The sequence below is a fragment of the Calditrichota bacterium genome, assembly GCA_020637445.1.
GTDB lineage: Bacteria > Electryoneota > RPQS01 > RPQS01 > RPQS01 > JABWCQ01.
In genome coordinates, this window is sequence record JACJVZ010000002.1 from 94,557 (window position 1) to 106,672 (window position 12,116).

Here is a 12,116-nt window from a genome sequence, read left to right on the forward strand (position 1 = left end):
AAATGCTCCGGCCCTTTGAGTTGCATATATAGAGGAAAGGCTTAACTTATCTTTTATGGCAAATTACTTTATTGTGGACGGCGGCGGAACAACCACGAGAGGATGGCTCGTGGATCAGGACGGCAAGGTGCTGGCACAAGCACAAGCCGGACCTTCCAATGTGGCAAGATTCGGCGCGGACGGGTTGCGCAGCGCCCTGCAAGAGCTGTGCGATACTTGTAAGGGCGCGGCCTCTGCCGAACGAGTCGTTTGCGGGCTTGCCGGAGTGGGCCGGGATCGTGAGCGCGGAATGGCCGAAGAGGTCGCGAAAATAATATGGCCCGCCGCATCCGTGAAGATTGTCACCGACGCGCATCTAATGTACGCGGGTGCTTTTTGCAACGGCGAGCACGGTATTCTGCTAATTATCGGCACTGGTTCAATTGCGATGTATCAGAATCCGCACGGTCATGAGTTTTTCCGGGCCGGAGGCTGGGGTCCGCTCTTGGGTGACGAAGGCAGCGGCGCGTGGATTGGCCGCGAAGCCCTCAGGCTATGTTTGCGCGAAAGCGAGCGCGCGGAGCTGTCGCCGTTCCATGCGGCGGTTCTGGAAAAACTTGAGATCGACTCCACTCAAGACATTATCACGAAAGTCTACCGCGAAAACTTCGGACCGACACGTTGGGCCGAGCTTGCGCCTTTGGTTTTCGACTTTGCCGACAAACAACAAGAAGTTGTGGACATTCTCGAGCGGGCGGTGCTGGAGTTGATCGATCAGGTGGAACGGCTGCTGGACGACATGACTCAGCATGAAGCCTCTTTGCCGCTCGTATGCGCCGGAGGATTGTGGGAACGCCGCGACATTCTCGAATCCCTGTTCAACGAAGAAATTCTCTTGCGCAACTTGCCTTTGAAAATCGTCGAGCCTGACGGCGGGGCGATTGAAGGCGGTTTGGCGATCTTGAAATCAAACTAAAATGAAAGACCTCCGCCACATGTGACGGAGGTCTTCGTTTCGGTCCGGATCGCCGCTTTTCAGCGCAGATGATATCCCGTTAGTTCGCGCGTGGTTTGCAAACTTGAGTTGATGTACTCTTCTTCTTTGATAATCCCGATGGTATTCGGTTTCAGGTAATACTTGATGCTGGCATTGGACACGCGGCTGAAGCGCTGGTAAATGGTCACTCCGGTGTAGACCGTGCCCTGAACCGTGACGGTGACACTGGCGCTTGTGACAATCACGCTGTCGCCGAAGAAATTCCAGAACCCGGAAGATGCCGGAGTGCGCAAAAGCAACTGGCCCGGATCCGGGTCGATCGGATAGCTGTCCTGATAGAGTCCGTTGTCGAAATTCCTCCAATAAAACAGCGTGTCCATCTCCTCCCCGTTGATTTCCACGAGCAGATAATAGTCGACGCCGTTGGGATAGGCGACTCCACGCACCTGACGGCGTACATTATATATGGAGCCGGTCGGCGGGTCGACTTCGTAATCCCAATAGTTTTCAAGACAAATCGGCACCGCGCCTGCGCTGCAGTAGTCGTAGCGAGCCGTCGCGATATTTGACCAGCCGGACGCGCCAAAGCTGTTGGCTGAGCGCACTTGATAATTGTACTCGCCAATATTATCGCCGAGTGAGTCGATGTAGCTGACAGAATTGGCGGCGACGGTGTCGATAATTTCAAAGAACTGTCCCGACACATTCCGGCGAATGTGAAACTCTGTTTCGTCGAGCGAATTGTCGGTCCAATGCAAACTCACGCCCGTTCCGAGCTGCACGACGGCGGTCAGATCAGACGGTTGGTGCGGAGTCCCGATGGCGGGAGTGGCAACCATGGCGGAATCGACGGAGAATGTCGTGAGGCCGTTGGCTGTGGCGCCGACTCTAAAGTAATAGGTGGTCGCGGCTGCACAAGTCGAGTCTACGAAGACCTCCATGTTGTCGCCGACCTGCCCCACGCGGTTCCAATCGGTCACGTCTGTTTTTCTGTCGATGACGAAAACGACCGCCATTGGTGCGGTGTCCAACCAATTCACTTGCACCACGGTCGGCGCCAATGCAAAAGCCGTCACGCTTCCGGGCGCGGGCGGAGGGTTAAACGCTTGAGTCGTGGCCTCAGCTTCATTGGAGGCGTCACTGCGGCCGGCATTGTTAAATGCAAAAACGCGGAACGTGTACGGCGTGTTTTGCGTCAGGTTCTGCACCGTGAACTGCGTGACGTCGGCATTGACACTGCCGACGATGTTCCAGTTCGCACCGTCTTGCATCTCGATTTCGAATCCTTCTTCGGTCGTCGAAAGATCGTTCCAATTCAAAGTTATCGAATTGTACGTGATATTGATGACAGATAGAAGGTTTGGCGCCGTCGGCGGAACGGGTTTAGGATCTTTGCCTTTGTCGCAGGACCAAAGTGAAAGAGCCAAGATTAGAAGCAGTGCAATGATGCGAGTCGTGGACATTTTCCCTCCAGTGAGAAGACTGCCTGCGCGTGAATGACGATGTTTGTGAGTTACTTGGGTTCGCCGTCGGTGCGGAAACCGAACTGTCCGGCCTGATTTTGCGGGCCGCCGTGAGCTTTGATTTCGCCGAATTGTTTTTCAAAGCGCTCAATATTTTCTTTCAGCGCATTGAGCAGGAACTTGCAGTGTGACGGCGTCATGATGATGCGCGCGTGAACGTTCGCTTTGGGGGTTCCCGGAACCATGCGCGCAAAATCGATGAAGAACTCGGCGGGGCTATGTGAAATCAGCGCGAGGTTGGAATAGATTCCCTCGGCGACCTTTTCGTCCAGACTGACGTTGATTTGATGCGGGCGCTGCTGCTGCGGCTCTGACATCTGCGTATCCTCTTGTAGTATAAGTTGTTCTGTGAGCTTCCGAACTCATAATGAGGGGCTTTGTCAGCAAAAAGTCAAGCCCATTCCCCACTCCCATGCCATCTGATCCCAACACCTTGTTTCTGATTGACGGCTCGGCACTTATGTTCCGGTCGCATTTCGCGTTTCTGCGCAATCCGCTGGTGAATTCGCGCGGCGAAATTACCTCGGCGATCTTCGGATTTTTGAATACGTTGATTTCGCTGATCGAGAAAGAACAGCCGACCCATCTGGCGATTGTTTTCGATACCGCCGAGCCGACGTTTCGGCATAAACAATATAAAGAGTATAAGGCTACCCGCCAGAAAATGCCCGAAGAGTTGGTCGACCAATTGGGAAGACTTGACCAAGTGCTGGCCGCGACGGGTCTCAAGATATTGGCTTTGCCGGGTTGGGAAGCCGACGACGTGATCGGGACTTTGGCCAAACGTGCCGAGAAACAGGGCTACACCGTATATATGGTTACGGGAGACAAGGACTATCAGCAGCTTGTCACCGACAAAGTAATTCTCTACAACCCGAAATCCGACGGCACGTTGATTTGGAAACCCGCCGAAGTCGAAGAAAATTTCGGTGTGCCGCCAGCGCGTGTGATCGACGTGTTGGCACTGATGGGTGACTCATCTGACAATGTGCCCGGCATCGCGGGAATCGGTCCGAAAACGGCCGTCAAACTGGTTCAAGAATACGGAAAACTCGAAGACGTGCTGGCTGCCGCGCCGGACATGAAGAAATCCAAGCTGCGCGACTCGCTGATTGAACAAGCGGAGTCCGCACGCATGTCGCTTGAATTGGTAACCATTGATTGTGACGCGCCGATCGAAGTCGATCTTGACGCCCTTGACGTGAAGCCGCTTTACAATCCTGAAATCGAACGGCTCTTGACCGAACTCGAACTCTTTCGGCTGCTCGAAAGACTGCGCGGCAGTTCCGCTGTCGGAGTCTCGGACGAAGGGATGAAACCCGCGGCGAAACGTGACTACAAGATCATCAAGACCGCCGCCGAGTTTAAGAAACTTATCACAAAGTGGCGTAAAGAAAAACCGCTGCTTTCTTTTGACGTTGAAACCACTGCGGCCGATCCGATGCTTGCCGAATTGGTCGGTGCAAGCTATTCAATTGAAGAAGGCGACGCCTATTATGTTTCCATTGCGCACTTTGACGGCAAGCCGACAGGCAATCGTCAATTTGTCCGGTTTGGACAAGAGGCGGAAGGCGCGCTTGCCGCATATCTTGAACTCGCGGCGGAATTATTAGAGGACAAAAACGTTCCGAAAGCCGGACAGAATATCAAGTACGATGCGCTGGTTTACCTCTCTTATGGCATCGAGGTGGCCTCTCTTTCGTTCGATACGATGATCGCGGCATACCTTTTAAATCCGGGAACACGCACGCTCGGCATCGATGAATTGAGCCGCGATTTTCTGCAGCTTCCCAAAATTCCAACGTCGGAATTGATCGGATCAGGCAAGAATCAAGGTTCGATGCTCGACGTCGATCTGGAAAAAATTGCCGAGTATGCGTGTGAGGATGCGGACTACGCGCTCAGATTAGTCAACGTGCTCGAACCAAAGCTCGATACACAAAAAAAGCTCTTGGACGATCTTGAAATGCCGCTCGTTTCCGTGCTGCGGGACATGGAGTTCATGGGAGTCCGGCTCGATCTCGACCTGCTCGCGGACATGTCCAAAGAGCTCGACCGCGACCTGACCAGACTCGAAAAAGAGTGCCACGAAGCGGCGGGTGAGAGCTTCAATTTGAACTCGCCGAAGCAGCTTGGAGTGATCCTGTTTGAGAAGCTCAAGCTGCCCGTTCAGAAAAAAACCAAGACCGGACCGTCCACCGACGTGGACACGCTGACAACGCTTGCGCCGATGCATGAACTGCCCGCCAAGCTGCTCGATTTTCGCACGCTGTCGAAGCTCAAAGGAACGTACGTCGACGCGCTGCCGCAGCTCGTGCATCCGTTCACCGGACGCGTGCACACGACGTTCAGTCAAACCATCGCTGCGACGGGAAGACTCTCGTCGAATAATCCGAATTTGCAGAACATTCCCATTCGTACGGAAGTGGGAAGACGGATACGTGAAGCGTTCGTCGCGGGTGAATCCGGATGGAAAATTTTGTCGGCCGACTACGGACAAATCGAGCTGCGGATCATGGCTCATTTGTCGAACGATGCGACTCTTTTGGAGGCCTTCAACAGCGGAGGAGATATCCACAAAGAGACCGCCGCGAAAATTTACGGAGTCGCGCTTGAAGACGTCAACTCGGACATGCGGCGGGCAGCCAAAACGGTCAATTTCGGGATCATCTACGGCCAGACGGATTTCGGACTATCCGAGCAATTGGGCATTCCGCGAGCGGAGGCCAAGGAGTTCCGCGAGCAGTACTTCAGGCTCTATCCCGGAGTCCGCGAATTCATGAGTTCGACCGTGGCGAGCTGTCGCGAAAACGGCTTCGTCGAAACCCTGATGGGCCGCCGCCGACAGATCCCCGATATCAACAACAAGAACCGCCAAGTCCGCGAGTTTGCCGAACGAATTGCCATCAATACTCCGGTTCAAGGCAGTGCCGCGGACATGATCAAGGTCGCGATGATCCGCATCGCAAACCAACTCAAACGGGAAAAGTTTGCCGCTCGCATGCTGCTGCAAGTCCACGACGAATTGGTATTCGAAGCTCCGGAATCTGAGCTGATGAAACTCGAAATGATGGTCCGCGACGAGATGTCGAGCGCAATCAAATTGCGTGTTCCGATCGAAGTCGACGTCGGTTTTGGTACAAATTGGCTTCAAGCACATTCGTAACTTTTTTCTTGCAAGCACTTGCGTTTTCAATTCTCATGTTATATATTTGGCGCGATAAGGGTCATTTAAGCAATGTCCCGAGATAATCGTGTGATCTTTGAATGGGCCGTGCATCCGCCGCGTAAACGTGGCTATCGTCGCATTCTGTTTATTGCGACACTGGTCGTTGTGCCGTTGGGGTTGATGAAGTCGCTAGAGAGTCCGGTATGGGCATTCTTTGCCACTATCTTTTTACTCGGTTCGACGACTGCATATTGGCTGCCGACGACATTCACCATTACTGAAGACGCCATCGAAATGAAGCGCTGGTTCTGGAAACGCCGCAAGGAATTCCGCGAACTCAAGCGCGTCGAGCGCGATCCCAACGGACTGTTCGTCTCGCCGTTTGCTGAACCTTCGAGACTCGACGGACATCGCGGCATCCTGCTGATGGAACCTCCCGAGCGTGATATCGTAGAAAAGTATATCCGGGAGCGTATTCAGACGAACAACGGAGTGCGGGCGTGACCAATATCACCAAACCCGATCACCTCTCGGACGAACAGGTTGAATTGTTCGGACGATTGGCAGAGAAAGTGGTGAAGCTCGGGTTCGCCTTGCCGGCCATTCTGTTCTTGGAAACCATGCGGCCCATGAACTTCGTCGGTTCGCAGGTGATGCTGTTCTTTCAACCGATGATCAGAACGTGGTTCACGATACGCGAGTATGACTTGTTTCAGAAAGCTCTCGAGAACCGCGAGACACTCGGTTACTTGACCGATCTCATTGAAGATCGAGATATCGCGCAAAAAGCAATTGAGAAAGAGCTGAAGGCCAAACTCAAAGCTGAAAAACGCGCGAAAAAAGAAGCGAAACGGAAATCATAGCCGCTTTCATGCTCGCTTCGGAGTTTTTTGACAACCGTGAACTACAAAATCGACCCGCATTTTCGAGCGAGTCGTGAATTTGTGCTTCACCATGATCGCAAAATCGTAATTGTTCTAATTTTTTACACTTACGAATAAGCGATCCGAGCTTCTGCCAAGCTCAAAGTGCACATGGAACGACCTTCGGGTCCGCCATCTGCTTATCTTTCCTGAAAATCGGCCCGCTTGTTGCTATAGATAGCCGAGTGTTTTGCCGATAACCTATGTAGCACGGCCCATTAAGGGGTACGAGTTACTTTGGACACGATGAACGTCCCGCTTTTGAGGACGCGATCATAAATACTGTGCGACTCATCTTTCGAGAAGCCGCCGGTACAATCCTTGAGACTCGCCGCACGAGTCTTACGGGTTGCACAGTAGGGAAGCATGCGAATCTCGGGCAGCGCAACCGCTTCCTGTCTGGACAAACATCCTGTTCTCGAACGAGTCTCTGCCCGATCATTCAGTGAAGGAGAAATCCGCATGGCAGTCAAGAGGAAAAAGAAAGCCACCAAGAAGAAGGCTACCGCCAAGAAGGCCACCAAGAAGAAAGCGACCAAGAAGAAAGCCGCTAAGAAGGCCACGGCGAAGAAGGCTACGAAGAAGAAAGCCACCAAGAAGAAAGCCGCCAAGAAGGCTACGAAGAAGAAAGCCACTAAGAAGAAAGCTACCAAGAAGAAAGCGGCGAAGAAGGCTACGAAGAAGAAAGCCACCAAGAAGAAAGCTACTAAGAAGAAAGCTACCAAGAAGAAAGCCACCAAGAAGAAAGCTACGGCGAAGAAGGCGACCAAGCGCAAAGCTCGTCGTCGCAAGAAAGCATCTCCGATGCCGATGTAATCGGTTTTCTGATTGGCTATGATATGCAAACGGTCTGGTTTCCCTAGACCGTTTGTTTTTTGTTTATACCCCTGCTATATTCAAGGAAAGTCCCACGTCTTCCCTCAAGGAGCCGTTCCCTATGTCCGCAAACTCCCTACTTAAGAAATTATCCCTTCGCCCCGCCCCTGAAGAGACTCTCAAGCTCCTGCGCGCACTGGCAGGGGAAAAACACTCGGCGAAATCACTGCTCGCGTATCATGACCAGTTGTTGTTCTACAAGGCCTATCCCGTGTCCGTGAGCGTGCGGCAATTTGCGGATTTGGAGCTTGCGAAATTCCATAAACGGGTAACGGAAAAACTCTCCTATGAACTCACACAGTCGGGTCTTGTGGGAACGAAACTCTACTACGCGTTCGATTTCAAGAACGCGAAGTTCATGCACGAAAGACTGGGTGAGCTGGTCGATCTTGATTGGGAAGACTATGAGCTGAATGAAAAAGACCCATTAGCCGGATTGTTGTGGCTGCTTTTGGAAACCGCGGAAGCGGATGCGTGCGACTCGGAGTCCTTGACCACACGTGAAATCTTGACACGTGCAGCTGGCTCACACACGGTATTTTCACTGCTCTTGGACCGCTTCACACAAGTTTTTCCAGACCAGATTGGCGACCATCTGTATAATGACGCAAGTCTGATGCTGGGGATGACTCTGGCACCGCAGGGTCCGTCCCGAACACTCACCGCACTCCCGTCGCCGAAAAATCTGTGGCTTTGGTCACCGGAACTGACACGCGGGAAGTTTGATTTCGCTGATGAGATTGAGAAACCGCTGGAAGTTCCCCCTCCCTGTTCAATAAGGCGCGGACAGGAACTCTTGAACATCGTGCACGGTACTCTGACTGTCCGGTCGCGAGAATATTTCGGTGCCGCGCACGGGAATCCTGCCGAAGTTTATGAGATTCCCCTGGATCGCGGTGGTGTGTTGTTGGTGTGGTTCTTTCAACCGGAATGGCGGCTGCCGCAGGAGGCCGGATGGGGATTCTTGATGTTGAAGAACGGCGTGCCGATCAGCTACGGCGGCGGCGGCATGCACCCGGCGAGGCTCGAAATTGCGCTCAATTTGTTCGAAACCTTCAGAGGCGGCGAAGCGGCGTGGATCTATGCTTCGCTCGTCCGCGCGGCACGCTCATTTTGCCCCGCGCCGTGGGTGATTGCGCGCCGCTATCAAATCGGTTACGAAAATGACGAAGCTCTTGCCAGCGGCGCCTATTGGTTTTATGACAAATTGGGAATGCGCTCAACTTCCACTCTCGGGCGAAGGGTCGCCGAAACGGAACGCAAGAAAATTGCCGCGAAAAAAGGCTATCGATCTCCGGTGTCTTCATTGAAGAAAATCGCCGATGCCGACGTCGTGTTAGGGCTTTCAGGGCAGGACCCCGCGCTTTACAGCGAATATCCTTTGGAGGAGGTTGGATTGCTTGCATCCGACGTATTGTCCAAATATGCTCCGCGTGACGAACATTTTCAGAAAAGAATGCTGATTGCCATCGAAGAAAGACTGGGCTACCGTTTGCCGAAAATGACCACGATGGAAAGAACGTGGGTCGTCCAGCACGGAGCTTGGCTGCTGGCGCTGCCCGCAACGAAAAACTGGTCGGTGCAGCAGCGCGAAACCTGGCTGGCGATGGCGCGCGGAAAAGGCGGCGCACATGAGGCGGACTATCTCAAACATGCCGTACAGCTCAAAAGCTACTTCGATGCACTTGCCAAAGAGGCCGTGAAGAGATCGTGAGTTCGCTGAAACAGACTTTTCACGCTTTCCGGCATCGCAACTACCGGCTGTTTTGGAGTGGTTTCGCGCTCTCGATCGTCGGAACGTGGATGCAGACTCTCGCACAGGGATGGCTGATTTGGAGATTGACAGAATCGGCGCTTTGGCTCGGTGTGATTGGAGCGATGTCGCAGTTGCCGTCGCTCGTTTTGGGTTCGATCGGCGGAGTTCTCGTCGACCGCGCGCCCAAAAGAACAGTGCTCTTTATCACACAAACCGGGCAAGCCATCGCCGCGCTACTTCTTGCCATTCTGACTTTTACACATGCCGTCAACGAATGGCACGTGTTGATTCTATCCACGATTTCCGGAATCTTCTTGGCCGTAGATGCTCCGGCACGGCTGGCCTTTGTCGGAGATTTGGTCGGCAAAGAGGACATCGGGAATGCGGTCGCGCTGAATTCCTCGACTTTCAATGCCGCGCGACTCGTGGGTCCTTCGCTCGCGGGTATTCTCGTGCCGCTGTTTGGCGAAGGCGTGTGTTTCCTCGTGAATGCACTCTCATACCTGTCGCTCATCATTACGCTTTCGATGATGAGCAATCTGCCGCCCCCAGCCGGTGACCCGCGCGAGCCAATCATCAAGCAACTGCGGGAAGCATACGCGTACATCGTGCGTTCTCCCGTCCAGCGGGTGCTGATTCGCAATGTCGTGATCTTCGCGATCTTCGGTTTTTCGTATACGACTCTTCTGCCGATGGTGGCCGACCACGTACTCAACACGGGCGCGGAAGGACTTGGTATTTTGATGTCGGCGGGAGGAATCGGCGCGCTGCTCGGCGGCTTGTGGCAGGCCTCGATGGGACGCGAGAATAAGCGCGGCTGGGTGGTGATGCTGGGTATGACCGGGCTTGGCCTCGGGCTTTTGATCTTTGCGCTGTCCAAGCAATTCGAAATTTCCGTGATTGCGATGGCGATGACGGGATTTTCGGGAATTTCGATGCTCGCTTCGACGAACACGCTCCTGCAAAATCTCACACCGGATCACTTGCGCGGGCGCGTGCTGGGATTTTACACATCAAGTTTTTTGGGCTTCGGTCCAATTGGAGCATTCCTGCTCGGTGCGCTCGCGGATTTTTCTGACGCACGAGTTGCATTGGCGTCAACCGCCGCAATGTGTTTGATCGTCGCAGTTTATACCGTTGTCCATTACCGGCGGCTGCGCGCGGTGTGATGCGGCTGTTCCGCAAAGAAGACGTTGCCGGTGACGTGCGCAGGCGAAAGGTCGAAATTCTTTTGCACAGCACACATTTGACGATCAATTTGCCGCGAATCTTGGAAGACGGCTATGTCGATACGGCCAGAGGATTGCGCGGGCGGTTGGGTGAACATGCGGAGAGATTGTTGCATGATCCGCGAAGGCTTGAAAAGTTTGCCGTCGGATTGGATTATATCAATTGCTCGCTCACGGATCCGAATTATGAGTTGCTCTACGCGCGTTCAAAGTCCGCGTGGCAAGCCGAGTGGGTGCATTTCAAATTGAGTCTTGAGCTGTTGTCGCATCCTGACACAATGTTCTGCCCGGTTTCAGCGGCACAGGACCACGGACAGCACGTGACAACAGGACTTGAGGGATTTCGCACGATGTTTGCTGAACAAGTGGACACCTATTCGCGTGACGGATTATCCAAGAATGAGCCGACACATCCGCAAGCGGAAGTCTTGATCAATGGCAAACTTCCGCTCGAATTGGTACAAGAGATCATCACTCCCGACGCGCAAGCCATGAATGAGGTGCAGCGGTTGCTGGAGTTCTACCATCAAAAGATACCGGTCACAGTCGAGCCGAAGTTTTTTCTTTGGCCGAAGAGACTCAAAAAGTAAACGGCGACCTGATGGTCGCCGTTTGTGTTGTCGCGGCGGTGTTTTGCTATTTCAGGAATACAACTTTTCGAGTTTGCACAGTTGTTGCATCGGAAGCGCGTAGGAAATAGACACCTGTCGCGAGATCGGGCGGCGCAGTGTAGTTAATCATCGTGCCGTGGCCATGTCCTTCGGAAAGTATCGCCACCTCGCGCCCGAGCAGGTCGTACAATCTCAGCGAAAACGCCGGACTCATGATCCCCGCAATCGCTATCGAGAGCTCGCTGTTGAACGGATTCGGATAGAGACTGACTATTTGCCATGTGGACGGCTGCGCAACGTGCGGCGGATTCGTAGAACTGGTTGTATCCGGCGGCGACAACAGCCACGGATCAAACAACACACTATCCGAGAGAATCGTATCCCCCTGCCCAAACGGATTCCGCGTCGGATGATAAGGCCCCGTATCGCTTCCCCACCAGTTGTTGCGTGCATCGATGGTTTGAGGAAACTCGGGGATATAGCCGATTGTTTCACCCATGTTTTCGACAACTTGGTTGTTTATAAACTCCGCTGTTCCACCGGTTGCAGTACAAAGAACGGTTGGGCGGTCAGGTCGACGGGGAGTGTTTTCTTGGAATAGATTGTTGTGAATATTCGCTCTGCCATCGCAGAAAACATAAACTTGACCCAGCCCGCTTCGATTGTATCTGAAAACGTTGCCTGAAACATTTGCGATTACTCCACAGATTGCAAGGTTTCCTGTCAGTATGCTACCATTGTTCTGGTTATGTTCAAGTGTATTGTCTGTGAAAGTCACGGTGTCGCTGTGATCACAACATGTGTTAACCGCCTTTGCATTTGATCCCAATTCTCCGAAATAACAACCTGTCACAATGTGACGGCCCAGACCAACAGAGAGGTGAGCCGCCCAAGCCTGAATATCGCTCGCTGAATTGCCCATGAAAAACGAGTTGATTACTGAACCACGTGCTCCTGATAGAAATGCTCCGCCAGTAACTCCGCTATTTTCAAGAAAACTGGATTCCTCAATTTCTGTCATGCAATCAAGAGCAATTAGCCCCCCGCCGTCTT

Annotated in this window: 11 protein-coding genes; 8 read left to right on the plus strand and 3 right to left on the minus strand. The window is 53.2% G+C overall.

Translation table 11 applies throughout. From position 1 onward, the window contains the following. The first annotated feature begins 55 nt into the window (after nucleotides 1-55). Complete coding sequence (locus H6507_08190; protein ID MCB9369067.1) at nucleotides 56-955, plus strand: hypothetical protein; 900 nt, start codon at nucleotides 56-58, stop codon at nucleotides 953-955. 59 nt (nucleotides 956-1,014) lie between these two features. Here the strand turns inward: H6507_08190 and H6507_08195 are convergent, their stop codons facing one another. Both H6507_08195 and H6507_08200 read right to left on the minus strand, forming a co-directional pair. After that, a complete protein-coding gene (locus H6507_08195) occupies nucleotides 1,015-2,439 on the minus strand; it encodes a fibronectin type III domain-containing protein (GenBank protein MCB9369068.1) in 1,425 nt (474 codons plus the stop codon). Nucleotides 2,440-2,489: 50 nt separating this feature from the next. Further along, on the minus strand, nucleotides 2,490-2,816 hold the full coding sequence (locus H6507_08200; protein MCB9369069.1) for a DUF3467 domain-containing protein: 327 nt from the start codon (nucleotides 2,814-2,816) through the stop codon (nucleotides 2,490-2,492). 95 nt (nucleotides 2,817-2,911) lie between these two features. Here H6507_08200 and polA point away from each other — a divergent pair, with 95 nt between their 5' ends. From polA to H6507_08235, 7 genes are all read left to right on the plus strand, one after another. Next, nucleotides 2,912-5,665: a DNA polymerase I gene (gene polA / locus H6507_08205; GenBank protein ID MCB9369070.1), complete on the plus strand. Its 2,754-nt coding sequence runs from the start codon at nucleotides 2,912-2,914 to the stop codon at nucleotides 5,663-5,665. Between the two features lie 72 nt (nucleotides 5,666-5,737). Next, nucleotides 5,738-6,172 (plus strand): hypothetical protein, encoded by a 435-nt coding sequence (locus H6507_08210; protein ID MCB9369071.1) that lies wholly within the window; start codon nucleotides 5,738-5,740, stop codon nucleotides 6,170-6,172. Continuing rightward, entirely contained in the window at nucleotides 6,169-6,531 is a 363-nt protein-coding gene (locus H6507_08215) for a hypothetical protein (GenBank protein ID MCB9369072.1), read from the plus strand. Before H6507_08210 ends, H6507_08215 begins: the two co-directional genes overlap by 4 nt. Before the next feature lie 522 nt (nucleotides 6,532-7,053). Continuing rightward, nucleotides 7,054-7,407, plus strand: a complete 354-nt coding sequence (locus tag H6507_08220; protein MCB9369073.1) for a hypothetical protein — start codon at nucleotides 7,054-7,056, stop codon at nucleotides 7,405-7,407. A gap of 121 nt (nucleotides 7,408-7,528) precedes the next feature. Further along, a complete protein-coding gene (locus tag H6507_08225) occupies nucleotides 7,529-9,181 on the plus strand; it encodes a hypothetical protein (GenBank protein ID MCB9369074.1) in 1,653 nt (550 codons plus the stop codon). Beyond that, entirely contained in the window at nucleotides 9,178-10,392 is a 1,215-nt protein-coding gene (locus H6507_08230; GenBank protein MCB9369075.1) for an MFS transporter, read from the plus strand. The genes H6507_08225 and H6507_08230 overlap by 4 nt, the downstream gene beginning before the upstream one ends. Beyond that, nucleotides 10,392-11,042, plus strand: a complete 651-nt coding sequence (locus H6507_08235) for a DUF4433 domain-containing protein (GenBank protein MCB9369076.1) — start codon at nucleotides 10,392-10,394, stop codon at nucleotides 11,040-11,042. Before H6507_08230 ends, H6507_08235 begins: the two co-directional genes overlap by 1 nt. A 46-nt stretch (nucleotides 11,043-11,088) precedes the next feature. Here H6507_08235 and H6507_08240 read toward each other — a convergent pair whose 3' ends face one another. Beyond that, a complete protein-coding gene (locus H6507_08240; protein MCB9369077.1) occupies nucleotides 11,089-12,084 on the minus strand; it encodes a T9SS type A sorting domain-containing protein in 996 nt (331 codons plus the stop codon). Between the last annotated feature and the right edge of the window lie 32 nt (nucleotides 12,085-12,116).

What these genes read in the sequence shown, in the direction of transcription:
- H6507_08190 (MCB9369067.1), top strand. Translation starts at nt 56, where the DNA reads ATGGCAAATTACTTTATTGTGGACGGCGGCGGAACAACCACGAGAGGA.
- H6507_08195 (MCB9369068.1), bottom strand. Translation starts at nt 2,439, where the DNA reads ATGTCCACGACTCGCATCATTGCACTGCTTCTAATCTTGGCTCTTTCA.
- H6507_08200 (MCB9369069.1), bottom strand. Translation starts at nt 2,816, where the DNA reads ATGTCAGAGCCGCAGCAGCAGCGCCCGCATCAAATCAACGTCAGTCTG.
- polA (MCB9369070.1), top strand. Translation starts at nt 2,912, where the DNA reads ATGCCATCTGATCCCAACACCTTGTTTCTGATTGACGGCTCGGCACTT.
- H6507_08210 (MCB9369071.1), top strand. Translation starts at nt 5,738, where the DNA reads ATGTCCCGAGATAATCGTGTGATCTTTGAATGGGCCGTGCATCCGCCG.
- H6507_08220 (MCB9369073.1), top strand. Translation starts at nt 7,054, where the DNA reads ATGGCAGTCAAGAGGAAAAAGAAAGCCACCAAGAAGAAGGCTACCGCC.
- H6507_08225 (MCB9369074.1), top strand. Translation starts at nt 7,529, where the DNA reads ATGTCCGCAAACTCCCTACTTAAGAAATTATCCCTTCGCCCCGCCCCT.
- H6507_08235 (MCB9369076.1), top strand. Translation starts at nt 10,392, where the DNA reads ATGCGGCTGTTCCGCAAAGAAGACGTTGCCGGTGACGTGCGCAGGCGA.
- H6507_08240 (MCB9369077.1), bottom strand. Translation starts at nt 12,084, where the DNA reads ATGACAGAAATTGAGGAATCCAGTTTTCTTGAAAATAGCGGAGTTACT.